General features: G+C 35.3%; 22 protein-coding genes. 14 read left to right on the top strand and 8 right to left on the bottom strand.

Annotation, left to right across the window (positions count from 1 at the left end; translation table 11 throughout):
• Positions 1-25: 25 nt before the first annotated feature.
• From ICJ85_RS08940 to ICJ85_RS08930, 3 genes are all read left to right on the top strand, one after another.
• Complete coding sequence (locus ICJ85_RS08940) at positions 26-2,065, top strand: M3 family metallopeptidase (protein WP_188223456.1); 2,040 nt, start codon at positions 26-28, stop codon at positions 2,063-2,065.
• Positions 2,066-2,141: 76 nt separating this feature from the next.
• A complete protein-coding gene (locus tag ICJ85_RS08935) occupies positions 2,142-2,693 on the top strand; it encodes a sigma-70 family RNA polymerase sigma factor (RefSeq protein WP_188223455.1) in 552 nt (183 codons plus the stop codon).
• Position 2,694: 1 nt separating this feature from the next.
• A complete protein-coding gene (locus tag ICJ85_RS08930) occupies positions 2,695-2,961 on the top strand; it encodes a hypothetical protein (protein WP_188223454.1) in 267 nt (88 codons plus the stop codon).
• Here the strand turns inward: ICJ85_RS08930 and ICJ85_RS08925 are convergent.
• On the bottom strand, positions 2,954-3,787 hold the full coding sequence (locus ICJ85_RS08925) for a UbiA prenyltransferase family protein (protein ID WP_188223453.1): 834 nt from the start codon (positions 3,785-3,787) through the stop codon (positions 2,954-2,956). The genes ICJ85_RS08930 and ICJ85_RS08925 overlap by 8 nt on opposite strands.
• A gap of 122 nt (positions 3,788-3,909) precedes the next feature.
• On the opposite strand from ICJ85_RS08925, the gene gcvP reads away from it, so the two are divergent.
• The 5 genes from gcvP to ICJ85_RS08900 all read left to right on the top strand — a co-directional run bounded on the left by gcvP (position 3,910) and on the right by ICJ85_RS08900 (position 9,619).
• Positions 3,910-6,759 carry an aminomethyl-transferring glycine dehydrogenase gene (gene gcvP, locus ICJ85_RS08920; protein WP_188223452.1) on the top strand — a complete coding sequence of 950 codons (2,850 nt, stop codon included), beginning with the start codon at positions 3,910-3,912 and terminating at the stop codon, positions 6,757-6,759.
• Positions 6,760-6,860: 101 nt separating this feature from the next.
• Complete coding sequence (locus ICJ85_RS08915) at positions 6,861-7,919, top strand: 3-oxoacyl-ACP synthase III family protein (protein ID WP_188223451.1); 1,059 nt, start codon at positions 6,861-6,863, stop codon at positions 7,917-7,919.
• A gap of 27 nt (positions 7,920-7,946) precedes the next feature.
• Entirely contained in the window at positions 7,947-8,468 is a 522-nt protein-coding gene (locus tag ICJ85_RS08910; RefSeq protein ID WP_188223450.1) for a methyltransferase, read from the top strand.
• A gap of 24 nt (positions 8,469-8,492) precedes the next feature.
• A complete protein-coding gene (locus ICJ85_RS08905) occupies positions 8,493-9,341 on the top strand; it encodes a glycosyltransferase family 2 protein (RefSeq protein ID WP_188223449.1) in 849 nt (282 codons plus the stop codon).
• Positions 9,342-9,400: 59 nt separating this feature from the next.
• The gene (locus ICJ85_RS08900) at positions 9,401-9,619 is read left to right on the top strand and encodes a hypothetical protein (protein WP_188223448.1); all 219 of its coding nucleotides are present in this window, start codon (positions 9,401-9,403) and stop codon (positions 9,617-9,619) included.
• Here the strand turns inward: ICJ85_RS08900 and ICJ85_RS08895 are convergent.
• Entirely contained in the window at positions 9,616-10,422 is an 807-nt protein-coding gene (locus ICJ85_RS08895; protein WP_188223447.1) for a DNA/RNA non-specific endonuclease, read from the bottom strand. The two genes, ICJ85_RS08900 and ICJ85_RS08895, sit on opposite strands and share 4 nt — an antisense overlap.
• A gap of 1 nt (position 10,423) precedes the next feature.
• Entirely contained in the window at positions 10,424-12,094 is a 1,671-nt protein-coding gene (gene pafA, locus ICJ85_RS08890) for an alkaline phosphatase PafA (protein WP_188223446.1), read from the bottom strand.
• A gap of 110 nt (positions 12,095-12,204) precedes the next feature.
• On the opposite strand from pafA, the gene ICJ85_RS08885 reads away from it, so the two are divergent.
• Together ICJ85_RS08885 and ICJ85_RS08880 are read left to right on the top strand one after the other, a co-directional pair.
• On the top strand, positions 12,205-12,942 hold the full coding sequence (locus ICJ85_RS08885; protein WP_188223445.1) for an MlaE family ABC transporter permease: 738 nt from the start codon (positions 12,205-12,207) through the stop codon (positions 12,940-12,942).
• A complete protein-coding gene (locus ICJ85_RS08880) occupies positions 12,942-13,709 on the top strand; it encodes an ABC transporter ATP-binding protein (protein WP_188223444.1) in 768 nt (255 codons plus the stop codon). Before ICJ85_RS08885 ends, ICJ85_RS08880 begins: the two co-directional genes overlap by 1 nt.
• 37 nt (positions 13,710-13,746) lie before the next feature.
• On the opposite strand, the gene ICJ85_RS08875 is transcribed toward ICJ85_RS08880, so the two are convergent.
• The 5 genes from ICJ85_RS08875 to ICJ85_RS08855 all read right to left on the bottom strand — a co-directional run bounded on the left by ICJ85_RS08875 (position 13,747) and on the right by ICJ85_RS08855 (position 18,449).
• Positions 13,747-15,234 carry a DUF389 domain-containing protein gene (locus ICJ85_RS08875; protein ID WP_188223443.1) on the bottom strand — a complete coding sequence of 496 codons (1,488 nt, stop codon included), beginning with the start codon at positions 15,232-15,234 and terminating at the stop codon, positions 13,747-13,749.
• 103 nt (positions 15,235-15,337) lie between these two features.
• On the bottom strand, positions 15,338-16,417 hold the full coding sequence (locus tag ICJ85_RS08870) for a mannose-1-phosphate guanylyltransferase (RefSeq protein WP_188223442.1): 1,080 nt from the start codon (positions 16,415-16,417) through the stop codon (positions 15,338-15,340).
• A 57-nt stretch (positions 16,418-16,474) separates the two neighbouring features.
• Positions 16,475-17,077, bottom strand: coding sequence for a SprT-like domain-containing protein (locus tag ICJ85_RS08865; RefSeq protein ID WP_188223441.1), 603 nt, complete (start codon positions 17,075-17,077; stop codon positions 16,475-16,477).
• A 41-nt stretch (positions 17,078-17,118) separates the two neighbouring features.
• Positions 17,119-17,757, bottom strand: coding sequence for an HAD family hydrolase (locus tag ICJ85_RS08860; protein WP_188223440.1), 639 nt, complete (start codon positions 17,755-17,757; stop codon positions 17,119-17,121).
• An 8-nt stretch (positions 17,758-17,765) separates the two neighbouring features.
• Entirely contained in the window at positions 17,766-18,449 is a 684-nt protein-coding gene (locus ICJ85_RS08855) for an SDR family NAD(P)-dependent oxidoreductase (RefSeq protein ID WP_188223439.1), read from the bottom strand.
• A 140-nt stretch (positions 18,450-18,589) separates the two neighbouring features.
• Here ICJ85_RS08855 and ICJ85_RS08850 point away from each other — a divergent pair, with 140 nt between their 5' ends.
• From ICJ85_RS08850 to ICJ85_RS08835, 4 genes are all read left to right on the top strand, one after another.
• On the top strand, positions 18,590-19,687 hold the full coding sequence (locus ICJ85_RS08850; protein WP_188223438.1) for a nickel-binding protein: 1,098 nt from the start codon (positions 18,590-18,592) through the stop codon (positions 19,685-19,687).
• Between the two features lie 120 nt (positions 19,688-19,807).
• On the top strand, positions 19,808-20,203 hold the full coding sequence (locus ICJ85_RS08845) for a DUF4242 domain-containing protein (RefSeq protein ID WP_241739520.1): 396 nt from the start codon (positions 19,808-19,810) through the stop codon (positions 20,201-20,203).
• Between the two features lie 98 nt (positions 20,204-20,301).
• Positions 20,302-20,676 (top strand): group I truncated hemoglobin, encoded by a 375-nt coding sequence (locus ICJ85_RS08840; protein ID WP_188223437.1) that lies wholly within the window; start codon positions 20,302-20,304, stop codon positions 20,674-20,676.
• 22 nt (positions 20,677-20,698) lie between these two features.
• A complete protein-coding gene (locus tag ICJ85_RS08835; protein ID WP_188223436.1) occupies positions 20,699-20,971 on the top strand; it encodes a DUF4242 domain-containing protein in 273 nt (90 codons plus the stop codon).
• Positions 20,972-20,982: the final 11 nt, after the last annotated feature.

The following is a 20,982-nucleotide window of genomic DNA, read 5'->3' as shown; positions in this document are numbered from 1 at the left end:
TTGTTTTAACATATTTATTACTAAAATGACAAACATCTTACTAAAAAAATTTCATACTCCTTTTAATACAGCGCCATTTTCACAAATTAATAATAGTGATTTTCTTCCGGCCATAAAAGAAGGCATTGAAAACGCAAAAGCAGAGATAGACGCCATTACTAATAACCCCGAAGCTCCAACGTTTCAAAATACTATTGAAGCTTTAGATTTTTCTGGTGAGCAGTTAGATCGCGTATCGAGTATATTTTTCAATTTAAATTCGGCAGAGACTAACGACGAGATTCAAAAAATAGCACAAGAGGTTTCCCCTATGCTGTCAGAATTCAGTAATGACATTACCTTAAACGAAGCGCTTTTTAAACGTGTAAAAGCTGTGTACGATGCTAAAGATTCGTTAGACTTAACAACCGAACAAGCTACGCTTTTAGACAAAAAGTACAAAGGATTTTCAAGAAATGGAGCAAACCTAGCAGAAGACAAAAAGCAACAACTCCGTGAGATTGATAAAGAATTAAGTAAACTGAAATTAACCTTCGGTGAGAATGTTTTAGCCGAAACTAACAAATACGAGCTTCATATTACAAATGAAGAGGATTTAGCTGGTTTACCTGAAGGGGCTAAAGAAGCGGCAGCGCAATTAGCAGAAAGCAAAGGCAAAGACGGCTGGTTAATTACTTTAGATTATCCGAGCTATATTCCGTTTATGACTTATGCCAATAATCGTGAATTGCGTAAAACCTTAGCCATTGCGTTTGGTGCAAAATCGTTTCAAAACGATGAATTAGATAATCAGGCGATTGTTTTAAAAATTGTAAAACTACGTCATGAACGTGCGAATCTATTAGGGTATAAAACTCATGCTGATTTCGTTCTAGAAGAACGTATGGCTAAAACCCCAGAAAACGTTCAAACCTTCTTAAACGATATTCTTGAAAAAGCAAAACCTGCTGCTCAAGCCGAATTTGGGAATCTTGAACAATTTGCGAAAGATTTAGATGGTATCGATCAGCTTCAAAAATGGGATTCAGCATATTATTCAGAAAAATTGAAACAGAAATTATTCAATTTAGATGATGAAAAACTAAAACCTTATTTCAAACTAGAAAATGTTATTAACGGTGCTTTTACTGTTGCCGAAAAACTTTTCGGTTTACAATTTGAAGAAATAAATACCATCGATAAATACCACGACGATGTATTAACATACAAGGTTACCAATACCAACGGCGACTACATTTCGATTCTATATGCCGACTTTTTCCCAAGACCTGGAAAACGTAACGGTGCCTGGATGACGGTTTACAAACCACAATATGTGAAAGATGGTGAAAACAGCCGTCCGCATATTTCCATTGTTTGTAATTTTACGAAGCCAACCAAGAGCAAACCGTCGTTATTAACATTTAACGAGGTTACTACTTTATTTCATGAATTTGGTCATGCATTACATGGCATGTTAGCCAACACGACTTACCCGAGTCTTTCAGGAACCAGCGTGTTCTGGGATTTCGTAGAGCTACCAAGTCAGGTGATGGAAAACTGGTGCTACGAAAAAGAAGCGCTTGAATTATTCGCTACACACTACGAAACCGGCGAAGTGATTCCTATGGAACTGGTTGAGAAAATAAAAGAGTCGGCAACCTTCCATGAAGGCATGCAGACTTTACGTCAGTTGAGTTTCGGATTATTAGACATGAGCTGGCATGGTAGTGATTCGCCAGAGCAAATTACTTCAGTAAAAGATTTCGAAACTCAGGCTTTTGAAAACACAAAACTATATCCTGATATTGCCGAAAACTGTATGAGCACGTCATTTTCTCATATTTTTCAAGGCGGGTATAGTTCTGGATATTACAGCTACAAATGGGCGGAAGTTTTAGATGCCGACGCTTTCGAGTATTTTAAAGAAGAAGGCATTTTTAGTTCAGAAGTGGCTCGGAAATTTAAAGACAACATATTATCGCAAGGTGGTACCGATGACCCGATGACCTTATACAAACGCTTTCGCGGAAAAGAACCGCAACCAGAAGCGTTACTAAGACGTGCGGGATTAATAAAAAATTAGAACAAATGAAAAGCCGATTGTAATACATCGGCTTTTTTATTCTATTTTTGAAAGGTATCTATAAACAGCCTAACCAATGTCTAACCATAAAATTAATCCGAATAAGTGGATCGATTTATATTCCGATTACCTTTACAATTACACTATTTCGCGTGTTAACGACAGAGAGGTAGCACAGGATTTAGTTCAGGACACTTTTTTTGCAGGATTAAAATCAATGAAAAATTTTAAAGGAGAATCCAGCGAACGCACCTGGCTGATTTCTATTTTAAAGCGGAAAATTATTGATTACTATCGTAAGATTAATTCAAATAAAGGACAAGCCGAAGTGCGAATGAGCTTCAACACGGAAGAAGACGAAGGCGACTGGTTAGAAGAGCGCGTGGCAGATCCGTTCGACAAAACTGCTGAAGATGCTATGGAAAACACCGAACTTGGTGATGCCATTTATAACTGCTTAAGTAAACTCCCCGAAAAACAGGCACAGGTTTTTAGATTGAAAACGATTGAGGGTCAAGACACCGAAGTTATTTGTAATGAACTTAATATCACTGCGTCTAACCTTTGGGTTATTATTCACAGAGCACGTACGGCAATGGCAGAATGTTTAAAAGAAAATTGGTTTTAATATGAGTAGTAAAGATAACAGTACAAACCCTTGTAATAAAGCAAATCACGTTTGCGACAAAGCACAGTATCAAGAGGCTTCTCTTTGGGAAAAACTAAAATTAAACGTTCACTTAATTTTATGTCCGTGCTGCCGAGACTATACGAAGAATAACAAAAAACTTACAGACGCTATAAAATCATCTAACATTCAATGTATGGATAAACAGTGTAAGGCAGCTTTAAAAGAGAAATTTAACAAAGCTTTAAAAGAACAGAAAATTAGTTAAATATTAGCAGTAACAAGAACCATAAAATAGGTAACCCTTCAACCCAAAACGAACAATAATACCGGCCTTGATTCACATCGGCATACTTCACAAAAAACAAGGTTATTGCACTAATTAAAAACATAATTAATAAATTTCCTGAAGCAATACTGTCTTTAAAAAACTCTATTGTATAAAAGGTTCCGAGCAGTACCATCCCCATAATTTTAGTTTGCTCTACCCCTATTTTCTGCGGAATAGTTGCCAGTTTTAAACTATCGTAACTTAAATCGCGAATTTCAAAAGGCAACATTAAAACAATAATAAATATCCAACGCTGAATCGCTGTTAAAATCACATCGTACTCAATACCGTAATTATTGTTAATCACTGGTAAAAAAACGGTAACACCGGTCCATACCAAAGCTATTAAATAGACCTTCAATCCGCCTATATTTCTCAAATTTTGTTTGCTATCCAAATACAAACGTTTTGGTATAAACGGAACGGCATAAAAAAAGGTTACAACACCAAATCCAACAATAAAAACTAAGGTTTCCAGCTTTAATTTCAACACATAATAACACATGAATACAAAACAGAAAAAAGATACAATCTGAATCGTCTTCAACCAATTAGACAAGCTTCTGTGATGGAATCTTGCTATACCAAAATACTTTACAAAATTATAACCTGTAACCGAGGCAAAGAATACAAAAGTGAGAAGATTTCTATCAAAACCAAGGTGAAATTCCAGCAAGGTTATCCATGTTAATGCAACTACTGCAAAGGCTACATGAAAACTGCTATTGATGTAGAAATTCAGGAGCTGTTTAAAAATTTTCATAACACAAATGTAAACAAAGTGTTAAAGTTAACATCCTGTGAATAAAAACACCCCCTTTTAGACAAGAAAACACACTTAATATTATGTACTTTTGCGGCATATTTAACAAAATTCAATTTTTAATGAATACAAACGCTTTTGCATTGCGTCATATTGGACCTAGAGAAGACGAACAAAACCAAATGTTACAAACTATTGGGGTAGATTCACTAGACCAGTTGATTTACGAAACTTTACCGGATGATATTAAATTAAAAAATGGTTTAAACTTAGCTGAACCAATGACAGAATATGAGTATTCTCTACATATTCAAGGATTGGCTGATAAGAACAAAGTTTTTAAAACTTACATTGGATTAGGATATCACCCAACGGTTTTACCTGCAGTAATTCAAAGAAATATTCTTGAAAACCCAGGATGGTACACGGCCTACACCCCATACCAGGCTGAGATTGCTCAAGGGCGTTTAGAAGCTTTATTAAATTTCCAGACTATGGTAATCGAACTTACCGGAATGGAAATCGCAAACGCTTCTTTACTTGATGAAGGTACTGCCGTGGCAGAAGCGATGAGTTTACTATTCGCAGTTCGCGATCGTTCTCAGAAAAAAGCTGGTGTAAACAAGTTTTTTGTTTCAGATGCTATTTTACCACAAACATTATCTGTTCTTGAAGCCAGAGCATTACCTATTGGTATTGAATTAGTAGTAGGAAGCGAAAATGATTTTGATTTTTCGGAAGATTTCTTCGGAGCTATTTTACAATACCCTGGAAAAGACGGTCAGATTACCGATATTAAATCGTTCATTAGCAAAGCAAACGAAAACAATATAAAAGTAGCTGTAGCTGCCGATATTTTAAGTTTAGTAAAACTTGAAGCACCTGGTAAATCTGGTGCAGATGTTGTTGTTGGTACTACACAACGTTTTGGTGTACCAATGGGATATGGTGGACCTCATGCCGGATACTTCGCTACTAAAGAAGCTTACAAACGTGATGTGCCTGGGCGTATCATTGGTGTAAGTAAAGATATGAACGGAGATCGTGCCTTACGTATGGCTTTACAAACACGTGAACAACATATTAAGCGTGATAAAGCGACTTCTAACATTTGTACTGCTCAGGTATTATTAGCGGTTATGGCCAGTATGTACGCAGTTTACCACGGTCCGAAAGGATTAAAGTTTATTGCTGATAAAGTACATAACGCGGCTTCTTCTTTAGCCGAAGGTTTAAAAGCATTAGGTTATAAGCAAGAAAACAGTGATTTCTTCGATACGATTAAAGTAAAAGCAGATGCTAAAGCGATTGAAACATTAGCCTTAGATAACAAAATAAACTTCTTCTATCCAGATGCTGAAACCGTTACCATTTCAACAAACGAAACAACGTCTGTTGATGATGTAAATGCTATTCTTTCTGTATTTGCTCAAGCTGCAAACAAAGAAGCAATCACAGTTTCTGAATTAAAAGAAAGCAATAATATTTCAGAAGCATTAACAAGAACCTCTGAATTCTTAACTTCAGATGTATTCAACACTTACCACTCTGAAACAGAGTTAATGCGTTACATTAAATGGTTAGAGCGTAAAGATTTAGCTTTAAACCAATCGATGATTTCTTTAGGATCTTGTACAATGAAACTTAATGCGGCTTCAGAAATGCTGCCTTTAAGTAACATGAAATGGTCTAGCATTCACCCGTTTGTTCCTTCAGATCAAGCGGAAGGTTATTTAACCGTTTTAAAAGAATTAGAAGATCAGTTAACCGAAATTACTGGATTCGCTGCAACATCTTTACAGCCAAACTCTGGTGCTCAAGGCGAGTTTGCCGGTTTAATGGTTATTAAAGCGTACCACGAATCTCGTGGCGATCACCACAGAAACATCTGTTTAATTCCATCATCGGCTCACGGAACAAACCCTGCGAGTGCGGTTATGGCGGGCATGAAAGTTGTGGTTACTAAATCGACTCCAGAAGGAAATATCGATGTTGAAGATTTACGTGAAAAAGCTATTTTACACAAAGACAACTTATCTTGTTTAATGGTGACGTATCCATCAACACATGGTGTTTACGAATCTGCAATTAAAGAGATTACGCAAATCATCCACGATAACGGCGGACAAGTATATATGGATGGTGCAAATATGAATGCTCAGGTAGGATTAACAAATCCTGGAAACATTGGAGCAGATGTTTGTCACTTGAACCTACACAAAACATTCGCCATTCCTCATGGTGGTGGTGGTCCTGGGGTTGGTCCAATTTGTGTGGCTAAACAATTAGTCCCATTCTTACCTGGAAACCCAGTTAGAAAAGTAGGTGGCACAGATGCGATTCCTGCTATTTCTGCTGCTCCTTTCGGTTCTGCATTGGTATGTTTAATCTCTTACGGATACATTAAGATGCTAGGTGCGGAAGGTTTAACAGAATCAACTAAAATTGCCATCTTAAATGCCAACTACATTAAGTCGCGTTTAGAAGGTAATTTCGAGACATTATATTCTGGAGAATGTGGTCGTGCGGCTCACGAAATGATTGTTGACTGTCGTCCGTTTAAAGCTAATGGCATTGAAGTAGTAGATATCGCTAAACGTTTAATTGATTACGGATTCCACGCACCTACAGTATCATTCCCTGTAGCTGGAACCTTAATGATTGAGCCTACCGAAAGTGAAAGCAAAGCTGAAATCGATCGTTTTTGTGATGCTTTAATTTCAATTAGAAAAGAAATTGAAAACACTTCTAAAGACGACACAAACAACGTTTTAAAGAATGCTCCGCACACTTTAGAAATGATAACAGCAAACTCTTGGGATTTACCTTATACTCGTGAAGCTGCTGCATATCCTTTAGAGTACGTTAAAAACAATAAATTCTGGCCAACGGTAAGACGTGTAGACGACGCCTTTGGAGATAGAAACTTAGTATGTTCGTGCGCCCCTATTGAAGCTTATGCTGAAGCCTAAAATAGGCGTTGAACATCGTAAAATAATCTAAAATAGACTTTGCCTTTTATTGAAAGTAAGTATATTGCTGTACTGCTAAAAATAAAAGGCATTTTCTTTTTATGAATATAAAAATTACGGGGACAGGAAGTTATATTCCCGATACAATTGAAAAAAACGATGCATTCCATCAGCATCAATTTCTTAATACCGATGGATCGGTTATAAACCACCCAAATGAAGTCATTATTGAAAAGTTTAAAGCGATCACTGGTATTGCTGAACGTCGGTATGCCAAACCGCATTTAAACTCTTCAGATTTAGGATTCTTTGCTGCCGAACGCGCCATTGCAGATGCAAAAATAGATCCTGAAACTTTAGACTACATTATCGTAGCTCATAACTTTGGAGATGTAAAACACAACACCATTCAAAGCGATGTTTTACCATCGTTAGCAGCACGCATAAAACATAGCTTGCGTATTAAAAACCAAAAATGTATTGCTTACGATATTTTGTTTGGCTGTCCTGGATGGATTGAAGGGGTTATTCAGGCCCAAGCCTTCATTAAAGCAGGCATGGCCAAACGTTGTTTGGTTATAGGATCGGAAACCTTATCGCGTGTGGTGGACAAACACGATAGAGATTCCATGATTTTTTCTGATGGTGCCGGCGCTACCATTATTGAAGCTACTGAAGATGAAGGAGGCATTCTTGCCCACGAAACAGCAAGTTTCACTTATGATGAAGCCTACTTTTTATACTTCGGAAATTCAAACAACCAGACTTTAGATAAGGGTACACGTTATATTAAAATGGATGGGCGTAAAATATACGAATTCGCACTTACCAACGTTCCAAAGGCTATGAAAAGTTGTTTAGATGCCAGTGGTGTCGATATTAAAGATGTAAAAAAGATTTTTATTCATCAGGCCAACGAAAAAATGGATGAGGCCATTTTAAAACGCTTTTATCGATTATACCGAACCGAAATTCCTGAACGCATTATGCCGATGAGCATCCAAACCTTAGGAAACAGCTCGGTAGCAACAGTTCCAACCTTATTCGATTTAGTGAAAAATAATAAATTAGAAAACCATAGCCTTACCAAAGGTGATGTTGTTATATTTGCAAGTGTTGGTGCAGGAATGCACATTAACGCTATTGTTTACAAATATTAATATCGCCGCTAAAGCGGAAATGCCAAAATGTACGAAAACACATTTCCTAACAAACGTTTTAAACATACGTTAGAATTTCTACAAAATCATGTATCCACTTCTGAAACTATTTTAGATCTGGGAGTTGTAAATCCGTTTTCTGAAATCATGTCTCAGCAAGGCTACACTGTTGAAAACACAAAAGGAGAAGATTTAGACATAGACACCTCAACTATTGAAAATTCGGAAGCGGAGGTGGTTACAGCATTCGAAATTTTTGAGCATCTTTTATCCCCTTTCACCGTTTTAAAATCCATTAAAACCGATAAATTGGTAGCCAGTGTCCCTCTTAAATTATGGTTTTCTTCTGCTTACAGAAGCAAAACCGATATGCTTGACAGACACTACCATGAATTTGAAGATTGGCAGTTCGATTGGTTACTTGAAAAAGCGGGTTGGAAAATTGTAGATCGCCAGAAATGGACCAATCCAACAAAGAAATTAGGCATCCGTCCTATCCTTCGTTGGTTTACACCCAGATATTACATTGTTTACGCTGAAAGAGTTTAACTTTGAACCTTTAACATTTCAATTTTGAATTTCTACATCATCATACCGGCGCATAACGAAGAAGACTCTATTGGATTGACTTTAGAATCTCTAACCAAGCAAACCTTACTACCTAAACGCGCTGTAATTGTTAACGACAACTCTACCGATGGCACTCAGGCTATTGTAGAATCTTACGCTTCGAAACACGATTGGATTCAATTAGTAAATTCGCAATCCTCTAACAAACACTTACCGGGATCAAAAATCATTAATGCCTTTTATAAAGGATATGACGTATTAGATGATGATTACGACATCATTTGCAAATTTGATGCTGACCTGATTTTTCCTGAAAATTATTTAGAGAAAATTGCCAACCATTTTAAAAGTAACCCCAAATTGGGTATGGCTGCAGGTTTCTGTTATATTGAAAAAAATGGGGGTTGGGTATTGGAAAATTTAACCAACAAAGACCACATTCGTGGTGCTTTAAAAGCTTATACAAAAGCCTGTTTTCTAGAAATCGGTAAACTTAAACCGTCCATGGGTTGGGATACGGTTGATGAACTTTTGGCTAAATATTATGGTTGGTCTATTTTAACCGACGAGTCACTACATGTTAAACATTTAAAACCAACAGGCATCAGTTATAATAAAGCTTCAAAATACCTGCAAGGAGAAGCGATGTACAAAATGCGTTATGGCTTTACCATCACTCTCATTTCTGCTTTAAAACTGGCGTATAAGAAAAAGAGCTTTTCGTTGTTTAGGGATTATATGGCAGGTTATTTTAAAGCTCAAAAACATAATATTGAACCTTTAGTTTCTGTTGAAGAAGGCCAATTTATTCGCAATTTACGTTGGAAAGGCATGCTGAATAAATTCAGTTAAAGCCAATTTAAAGACAAACCTATTGGGATTATTATTCTAAAAATTGCTATTTTCAGTCTATGAAAACTTTCGGACTCCTATTAATTTGCATTGTTGGAATCTTCTTTCTAACTCAAGAACAACCTAAACCTGATGTGGTTAAAGTGAACAACCAGATTGGTGAGCAGCGTTGTATAGCTCCTAATTCTACGAACAACCACTCTGAAGCGCATAAAGGTTGTTGTATCAGTTCTGGAAGAGCGGCCTATATACTAAACCAAAATTCGGAGTTAAACTAAAAACTCCACCCTTTATAACTGCTAGACGCTTCCAGTTTGGTCTCAATAGCATCATCTAATTCGGGAAAGAAATCAATTCCAGTAAGTGTTTCGATAGAGTCAACCGAAACCACAAAGTCGTACAAAGGTTTTTTAGATTTGTTGTGAGGTATTAAAAAAGCGATCATTTTAGGTTGGCCAGAATTCATATCAATCAACACCTTATAAAACTGTTTAGGCACAGCAACCTTTTCGTTACCAATGCGTTTTAATCCAGGTTGAAGGACACCTCCGGTAACCACAAAAACCCCATCATACTTATTGGCCCAATACCGTACTTTCTGTTCGAGCGTATTCCAAATACCTGCGTTAAAATCGTGATCCTGTGGACTAATATTACTTGTTAAAAAGGTTTCATCATGTGCTGCCTGACTGTAACGCCTATCTCCTGCGGGACATAAATGGCCTTTATCATAGCCAGATTTTTTATAATTACGCCAATGTGCAGCCCCTGTTTTTACAGCCTGATCAATTTGAAAATAAGGACGCTTAAAATTAGTATGTGATAAATGTGATTTTTTTAATTCGTAAGCCACCCACTCTGCTTGCTCATAAGCTTCATTATAACTTAACGAATAACTATCGTGATGCACTATTTGGCCGGTTGTACTTGTTGGGAGGAAATACGCGTTAGTATCTGTTTTAACAACTTTTCCTTCCTCTATGGTTTGAACCTTTTCTTCTTCTTTTAAAAAGTGTTCGTAACCATAAACACCCACAACAAGTACAACGGCAAATAAGGTATATATACTTTTGTTTTTCAAATTATTCTAAAACAAATTCTAAAGGTTTTCCAATAATCGCTCCGTTAGGGAAACTAATATCTAACAATGCAGATATGGTTGGAGCAATATCAGTGATTTCAGTTTTGTCAAACGTTTGTCCATGCTTAATGCCTTTTCCAAAGAATAATAATGGCACATGCGTATCGTAATCGAAACCTGAACCATGGGTAGACCCAGTATGTCCATAAGAAATATGCGCCGGCTTATAATCGAACACAACATCACCTGAACGCTTTTGGTTATAACCTTTTTGTAATAAAGCTTCAAGACCTATTGGAAAAGAAGTCGTTGTTAATGTTTTTGCAGAATATGCCTTATCAATATCTTTATAACTTATAATCTCGTTTACCAAAGCTTCTTGAACATCATCCAAATCTAAGTTCATTTCAGCAATTTTAGCGCGATCGAAAAACACCTGATTATTACTAATATTCTCGATGAAATCTACTCCGTATTTAGCAACTAAAAAGGCTCTCATTCTTTTGGCATTCTCTTTTGGCGTAACATAACCTGCAGGGATATTTACACTTTGTAAATAGGCAGGTACATCAACCGCAGCGTGATCGGCCGTTAAAAACACAGTGTAATTTCCTTTTCCTACCTCTTCATCTAAAGCATTAAAGAAACGCTCCAAATCTAAATCTAAACGAATGTAAGTGTCTTCAATCTCTTTTGAGTTAACACCAAAGTTATGCCCAACATAATCGGTACTTGAAAAACTAACGGTTAACACATCGGTATGTTCGTCTTTACCCAATTGTTCTCCTGTTAAAGCAGCGATAGCAAAATCGGCTACAATACTGTTTCCGTAGGCTGTTCCCTTTAAAATATCGAAACCTCCGTTTTTATCTTTCAAATCTTGTAAATCGTAAGGAAACGTGGCTGTTTCTTTACCAGTAAATCCACCTTCAAAATTATTCAAATCGCTTCCACTTTCGGTGTAAGTTTTAATATCGTAATAAGTTGTCCAAGGTTTTAAGTAAGATTCTGCAACATCAGAACTATTAAAATCTTTCACCCATTTTGGTAAATCATTCATATAATATGTACTGGTAATAAAATCTCCTTGATCCTTTCCATAAAACCAATATGCCGCATTAGCCGAATGTCCGGCTGGTAAAATAGCGCCTCTGTCCTTTACAGAAACTCCGATTGATTTTCCTCGCATTTGTGTAAATAATCTATTTTCATCTGCAAAAGTGGTGGTTATCATACGGTGTGGCGACATTTTACCCGCATCACTGGTTGTTCCTACAGGTTCTACACTATCATCTCCAGCACAATACACTGATGATTTTATTTCTTTGTCATACCAATCGTTTGAAATAATACCGTGATATTTTGGTGTTGTTCCAGAAAACACTGAAGCATGTCCTGGAGCTGTCTTGGTTGGCACATAATTAAAATGATTGTTTTTACAGTTAAATCCTTCATTCATCATACGTTTAAAACCTCCTTCTCCGTATTTAGTATAAAAACGAGTTAAATAATCATATCGCATTTGATCGACTACAATACCAACCACCAATTTTGGTTTATGATTGAAGTAATAAGACGATTGCTCTGTTGATTGGGATGCTTTAGGTTGTTGCTGTGCCTTACACCCCATAGCAAGTATAACAAGAGATAAAAAAGTTGAAATTTTTTTCATGGTAAAATTTTTATAAAGATGCCAAAAATACTTATTAAATGAAATCATAATTTAAATTTAACGTTAATTACCTGTTACTTTTTTTTACTTTAGCACTATTAATTTTGCATATGACTTATCTACATAATATTGGCGCATATTCTTTAATGATTGTTAATATGTTTCGTAAACCAACAAAGTGGTCGGTAATGAAAACATTAATACTTAAAGATATTGACGATTTAGTTATAGGCTCATTAGGTATTGTTGCCTTTATCTCGTTTTTCGTTGGTGGCGTTATTACTATTCAAACTGCTTTAAATATCGACAACCCTTTAATTCCTAAATACTTGATAGGTTTTGCAACCAGACAATCTATTATTTTAGAATTCGCACCTACATTTACCTCTATAATTATGGCCGGTAAAGTAGGTTCATTTATAACCTCGAGTATTGGAACTATGCGTGTTACCGAACAAATAGATGCTCTAGAAGTTATGGGTATTAATTCTTTAAACTACCTTGTTTTTCCTAAGACAGTGGCCTTAATGCTTTATCCGTTTGTAATTGCTATTGGTATGTTTTTAGGAATTTTAGGAGGAATAGCTGCTGGTGTTTTTGGAGGCTTTACTTCTTTAGAAGATTATATTTCAGGTATTCAAACCGATTTTATACCATTCCATGTCTCCTATGCTTTTATAAAAACTTTTGTCTTTGCGTTTGTTTTAGCAACAATACCATCGTTTTATGGGTATTACATGAAAGGTGGCGCTCTTGAAGTAGGTAAAGCCAGTACGACATCGTTTGTATGGACCAGTGTGGTTATTATTATATTAAACTATTTACTAACCCAAATGCTTTTAAGTTAATGATTGAGGTTAAAGATTTACATAAATCGTTCGGAGATACTGAAATTCTAAAAGGTATCACCACGAATTTTGAACAAGGAAAAACCAATCTTATTATTGGACAAAGTGGTTCTGGTAAAACCGTATTCTTAAAATGCCTTTTAGGGTTATTTGATTATGAGCAAGGTTGTATTGCCTATGACGGAAAGATATTTTCAAAATTATCTGATGCTGAAAAACGTAATTTACGTGCCGAAATAGGTATGGTATTTCAAGGGAGTGCTTTATTCGATTCTATGACCATTGCACAAAACGTCATGTTTCCTTTAAAAATGTTCACTAAGCAAAGTAAAAGCGAAATGGAAGATCGTGTAAACTTTGTTTTAAAACGCGTAAATCTTGAGAATGCACATAACAAAATGCCCAGTGAAGCTTCTGGAGGTATGCAAAAACGTGTCGCTATTGCCCGTGCTATTGTTAACAACCCAAAGTATTTGTTTTGTGACGAACCTAACTCAGGTTTAGACCCGAAGACATCTATTGTAATTGACAATTTAATTCAGGAGATTACCGATGAATACCAGATTGTAACAGTAATCAATTCACATGACATGAACTCGGTAATGGAAATTGGGGAAAAAATTGTCTTTCTTAAAAACGGTTACAAAGAATGGGAAGGCTCTAAAGACACCATATTTAAAACCGACAACACTTCGGTAACCGATTTTGTATACTCGTCTAACTTATTCAAAAAAGTAAGACGTATGTATATTGAGGAAAATGAGTAATTCAAATTTAGAAAAACCTAAAACAAACCCGACTTTTTTACTGTCGGGTGACTACTAGACTATCTAATTTATATTTTTGCTTTAACCACTTTTCAAGTTTTTCTTGTTGACTGGCAATATCCTTTTCCTTAATCTTTTTAGTATCCCACTTGGCTGTAATTACCGATAACGTATCTGTTTTATCAAAGTTAGAAGTAATAACACTTGAGTAAGATAATTTATCGATACCATCATAAAGAATCTTGACTTCTTTAGTTAATTCATCAAATGGTATTTGTTGTCGCTCCAGCTTTTCCAAGCTTTTTAATCGGCCTTCCAGAAATACAATTTTTTGAGATTGTCCTAATAAATCAATCGAATCTCGATAACGAATTTGTTCCATATATTTTAAGTTATCTAAATTCTTACTCTTATTCTGATTAAAAATTAATTTACTGGTCTTTAAAGCATCATAAGTTCGCATTCTATCTTCAAGTAATGCAATAGAATTTTCATCTACTTCATCTAAACCAAACGTATTCAGTTCTATTGTTGATGGTATCTTTTTATCCTCTGAATATTTATATGAAGCGTTCTTTTTTATGTATTCTGAGTGCGGTAAAGCACTTAATTCTCTTTTTACGAAATTACTAGCATCAAGCTCAAATCGGCTCTGCTTTAATACGTTTACAAACGTCCATAAAGCAGGAATCATAGCCACAATGGCTAGGGTTGTAGCCAATCGGCTAATACGTCTACGTCGTGCCGAATTAGCATATCTAAGCATGGGAAATTTTAAAACTTTCAACACTAAAAAAGTCGCTAAGGCTATAAAAATGGTATTAATAATAAATAGATACAACGCTCCTAGTGCATAGCGCATTCCCTTTCCAAATTCCTGATCTAAAGCAACAGACAAACCATAACCTACAGTACATAATGGAGGCATTAAGGCTGTAGCAATGGCCACACCAAAAATGACAGAAGCAATTGTTCCTTTTTTGGTTCTGGCTATAATTAACGCCGAACCACCAAAAAAAGCAATAAGCACATCGCGTATATCGGGTTGCGTACGCGCGAGTAATTCTGAAGATTCTTCACTTAACGGGAAAAACCAAAAGAATAAAAATGCAGTAAAAACACTGAGCACAATCATTACTCCAAAATTGACCAATGATTTTCTTAGCGTATCAATATCGTTAATAGAAACGGAGAGTCCAATCCCCAGAATAGGCCCCATTAATGGTGATATTAACATGGCACCGATAACAACAGCTGTTGAATTCGCATTAAGACCAATCGACGCCACAAAAATGGAACACACTAAAATCCATGCTGTAGCTCCTTTAAACGGGATATCATTTTTAATCGCCTGAATGGTAGCATCCCTATCAGTGTCATCACGAAAATCCAGTAATTCACTAAAAAAACGTTTAATACTTAAAAGTAGCCCTTGTGCATCTTTTTTAACAGCCGCCTTTGTTTCATCAACAATTTGCTCCTTCTTTTGTTCTTCCTCAGAAAAATTGAACTTGTTTTCTTCCATTGGTGTGAGATTACTAGTAACATACTAATATATAAAATAAATGGTTCGGTTATTAATCTTTTCAATTAAAAACCGAACCATTAAAATCTAGAATAGAAATCTTCTATCCGTACTGCTCACCAAAGGTATCTTTCACCTTTTTAAGCACTTGTTTTATATCCTGTTCCTTTGTTTTAGGGTAAATTAGTAAGACATCATCTTTATCGACAATGATATAATCTTCTAATCCATCAACCACAACAATTTTATTATTCTTAGTTCGAATCATGTTACCTGAGGCATCTTCGGTAAGTGTTCTGGCATTTACAACAGCATTATCATCTCCATCTTTTCCTAACTTATCGTATAAACTTCCCCAGGTTCCTAAATCGTTCCAATCAAACTCTGCTGCAATAACATATACATTTTTTGATGTTTCCATTACAGCATAATCCACCGAAATATTTTCAGCCAACGGATAATTTTCAGCTATAAAAGCTTCTTCGGCATCGGTGTTATATGTTACTATTCCTTTTTCAAAATGAGCGTATAAATTCGGTTGGTTATTTTTAAAAGCTTCAATAACACTCTTTACGCTCCACATAAAAATACCGGCATTCCAAAGGAAATTTCCTTGTTCTATAAACCCTTTTGCTGTGTCGTAATCTGGCTTTTCTCTAAACTGATTAACCGATTTAATAGTTTCTGTAGACGATTTATCAAATTCGATATAACCATAACCCGTATTCGGAAATGTAGGTTGAATCCCCAAAGTCATTAATGCATCATTCTTTTCACAAAAATTAAAGGCCTGCTCCACATTTTTAGAAAAAGCCACCTCGTCTTCAATCCAGTGATCACTTGGTGCCACTATCATAACAGCATCCGGGTTTTCCTTCTGAATTTTAAGAGAGGCATACAAAATGCAAGGTGCTGTATTACGCATAGCTGGCTCTAAAACAACCTGACGCTCGGTTAATTCTGGTAATTGCTCAAATACCAGATCGTTGTAACGCTCGTTGGTTAGAATAAAAATATTTTCTTTTGGAATTAATCGTGATAATCGCTGAAATGTTTTTTGGATAAGTGTATCACCCGTTCCTAGCATATCGTGAAACTGCTTTGGAAACTCTTGTGTGCTAACTGGCCAGAATCTCGACCCTACACCTCCTGCCATTAAAATGGCGTAATAATTTTTATTCATCTATGTCGGTTTTTTGTTCAAAGTTGATGAAAGTTTCAACACCCTATTAACTTCAAACTAATTATTGGTTAATAATTCTACTTCTGCATTAGGATTGAATAGATACAATCTTCCCGTCTTAACTTCAACACATTCAAAACGCTTGGTACGTTTACCTTCCATTTTAAAAATTCGCCCATTGTATAACTTAAACATACTTCCTAAAGGCACTTCAAATATATAAGTTTTACCATTTGGTTCATCAAATTGCTTTAATGCTAAGGCTAAATTAACATCGGTGTCACTTGATGCCTTAGGGTTTTTAAAATGTTTTGCCAATAAAGGCAATAGTGATTCCGGAAAAATATCCGGATTTAAAAATGGTAGCATTAAATACTGAAAGGTTCTCTTCCACTCAATACCATGAGGCTTAATTAATCTTCCAAAGGTTCTGTAAGCTTCAAAATGAGCTATTTCATGAATAAGTGTTATTAAAAACCTGTATTCATTTAAATTGGAATTCACCGTGATTTGATGCTTTCCGTTTGGTAATCGCATATAATCACCATGACGGGTTTTACGTTCTTTTTTTACCTTGATAACTAAATCATCATGATCTAAAAGGTTTACAACTTGCGGAATGGCATTTTGTGGAATGTAATCCTGAAGTTTCTCATGCATATAAACAAAAATAAGGGTTTTATTTTAAAGTCCCTTAACCACTACGGAATCATATCTATCAATTCATCCATGCTCTGAAAGGTTTGGGTTGCTAAACCTTCTAAATCATTATAATAATCGTGTTCGGTATATCCAAAAACATCAAAACCTCCATTTTTAGCTCCCTGAACTCCTAATTTACTATCTTCAATTACTAAGCACTCTTCAGGTTTAAAACCCATAGTTTTTGCTGCCAGTAAAAACACATCGGGCTCTGGCTTCCATTTTTCAATAGTATAGCAACTAAAAATTTTTCCTTCAAACTCATCTAAAAGTCCAACCAAACCTAAATTCAATCGAATTTTTTCAACTGTACCACTGGAAGCCACACAAAACGGGATTTCTAAATGGTCTATAACTTTTTTAATGCCATTAATAGGTTGAACCGATTCTTTAAACTGTCTGTCTAATTCTGTTCTATAATCTTTCTCAAACGAATCAGGAACCTGTTCAGTTACCAATGTTTTTATAAGGTTTAAGCAATGCTTAAAATGACTTCCTTTAAAGTATTTCATGGCATAATCTAAATCGATATTAGCACCATATTCATTAGCCATATCTACCAGTAATTGATTGCTTATAACTTCGGTATCAACCAACACCCCATCGCAATCAAAAATTATACATTTATATTTTTTCATAGAGTTTATTAAGGTGTAGAGTTCGAAACTTGTAACATTTTACCGTTGTAATATTTGTTTCCTGTTAACGAGAATTCGAAGATATATTCAGCCATTTCTATAGCCGATGTTGGTGCCTGATAACCAGGAAACGCTTCTTCTAACATTTCGGTTTGTACAGCTCCAAGGGCTAAGACATTAAAAGATATACCTGATTCTTTGTACTCTTCGGCTAACAATTCCGAAAGGGTAATTACGGCACCTTTACTTGAACTATATGCGGCTAACCCTGGGAATTTCATGCTCCCTTGTACACCTCCCATAGAACTAATCGTTACTACATGGCTATTAACTTTCATATATGGCAATACAGTACGAGTAAGTTCTGCAACACCAAAAACATTCGTTTTGTAAACCGCTTCGAAGTCGCCCATGGTAATTTCAGAAAAAGGTTTATTTACCAACATTCCTGCATTGTTAATTAAAACATCAACCTGTTCCCAATTTGTCGATATAAAATCTTCAACCTTTTTATAAGCTTTTGCATCAGCCAAATCAAAAGAAAATGAAGTTACATTATTAAGGTTTAAATTTGCTATTGGCTTTTCGTTTCTGGAAAGTGCCAACACGTTATGTCCTGCTTTCGCAAACAATTCTACCAACTGAAAACCTATCCCTCTACTCGTTCCAGTTATTATGATATTTTTATGCATTAATTTTTATTTGTGGTTAAAGATAAAAAAGTTCAATACCCTAATAAAATTAAAATCCGATTAATTCCAATTATTACAACTGGTCGAATAGAATTGCGTAACTCACTATAAATCATTAATTTGTGTGAAATTTATTAATCATGCCTATATTTATGGATCGTCACGATGTCTCTGAAAATGTATCGGCTGAGTTATTAGCACAAATACACCAAGAAGACTTAAAAATTGAACACGAATACGGTTGTCGTGGGTTTACCTATTGGTTTGATGAAAGACGTCAAAATGCTTTTTGCCTGATTGAAGCTCCGAATAAAGCCGCCATAGAAAGTATGCATAGACATGCACATGGCGATGTGCCTAACACGATTATTGAAGTTGAACCGACTATTGTAGAATCCTTTCTTGGAAGAATTTCAGATCCCGAAAAATCTGAAAATACCCAACTAAACATCATTAAAGATTCAGCACACCGTATATTAATGACTGTTAAAAACCTGAGGATAATAAACAATCAGGATTCAAATATTACGCAATCCATTTCAACACATTTTGAAACAGCTATTAACAATCTTATCAAAGAACAAGAAGGTAATATTGTTAACAACACATCTCACTCGTATTTAATTTCATTTAAATCTGCCGATAAAGCTATCAATACAGCTTTAAAAATAGAAAATGAATTAAGACCTAAATACACCGATGCATCCTCACAAATAAAAATCGGTATCGCTTCCGGTGATCCTGTAACAGATAAGCCTCAAATATTTGAAGAAACAATCATTTTAACCACGCGTTTATCAGAAGTTATTAATTCCGCTATAAATATATCATTTGAAGTAAAAACGCTTTATGAAAATGAACAAAGACATCCTATTTCTGCCAAGCATGAAATTCGGGTTTTAAGTCCTTCTGAAGAAACATTCCTGACACAAGTAATGGATGAAATTGAAAACACCTGGCAAAATCCTGAATTTAATATCGATAGGTTTAGCGATAATTTAGGGTTTAGTAAATCTCAACTTTACAGAAAACTTAAAGCCCTTACAGGAAAATCCCCAAATACTTTTATTAGAGACTATAGATTAGATCGTGCTTTAAAACTTATTAACAACCAAAAAGGAAATATTTCTGAAATTGCTTTTGAAACCGGGTTTAATAGCCTTGCTTATTTTTCCAAATGTTTTAAAAATAAATACAACACCATTCCTTCACAATACGCCCAACAAAAAAAACCATAAAACATTATTTATCAATGATTTAAAAATACAAGTTTTTGAATTATTTGTACAAATAACTTTCATAACAAGGTTTTAATTTTGGGATGTAACCTAATTTATTTAACCCTAAAACCAAAAATTATGAAAACTTTTAGATTTGTTTTGTGCTTAGTACTGACACTAATTTCATTCCAATTATTTGCTCAGGAAAAATCAATTCCAGATGTTTTACGTGAAAAAACGACATTAAAAAGCCAAAGTATGTATGTTATTGAACGAGAAATCCCTAACTTAGACACATGGTCTGCTACCGACCTTAAAACAGCTTCAAAAACTTCCTGTAGTGTACTTAAAGAAATGGGGCCTAAAATTACATGGCTTCACAGCTATGTTACAGGAAATAAAATGTACTGTGTTTATCTTGCTGAGAGTAAAGAACTCGTTCAAGAACACGCCGAAAAAGGTGGATTCCCGGCTAACACTATTGCAAAAGTAGTAACTGTAATAGACCATTCTTCTTCTGGAGAAACTTACTAGACATTTAAACACTTATGTTACCCCTATCAAGGTCTACCTAATTTAAATTCATTGCCTCTTTTCTACTAGTACTTTTGCCTGCGTAAAACCAATAAATTATGACAAAATCACTATTCGAAAGATTAGGAGGAAATGATGGCATTTCAGCAATCGTAAGACGTGCAATTAATATACACATGGAAAACCCAGACATTAATGCGCGATTTCTTCCTTACAAAGACCGACCTGAATATTTTGAAACGGTTGTACAACACAGCATTAATTTCTTTAATTCAGGTAGTGGCGGACCTGCCGTTTATGAAGGCAGAGATATGGAAACAGCTCACAAGGGCATGAATATTAGCCCAACCGAGTATATGTGTGCCATTGATGATATTTTTATTGCTTTAGATGAACATAAAATAGACGACGACACAAAAAAAGATGTACTCGCAATACTATGGTCATTAAAAGGGATGATAATTGCTAAATAATAAACCTTTAAACATTAAAATTATGCCTAAATATGTAATAGAAAGAGAAATACCTGGAGCAGGTAACCTTTCTGGTGAAGAATTAAAATCAATTTCTCAAACCTCATGTAAGGTCTTACAAAACCTGGGACCCGAAATTAACTGGGTACAAAGTTATGTAACCGAAAACAAAATTTATTGTGTGTATATTGCGCCTAATAAAGAATTGGTAGAAGAACATGCCAAACAAGGTGGCTTTCCGGCTAATATGATAAGTACAGTATCAACTATAATTGATCCTGTAACCTCTGAATAACTGAACTCTAA

It is taken from the genome of Aestuariibaculum marinum (assembly GCF_014596975.1).
Taxonomy (GTDB): Bacteria; Bacteroidota; Bacteroidia; order Flavobacteriales; family Flavobacteriaceae; genus Aestuariibaculum; species Aestuariibaculum marinum.
This window is presented reverse-complemented; position numbering and strand designations above follow the sequence as displayed.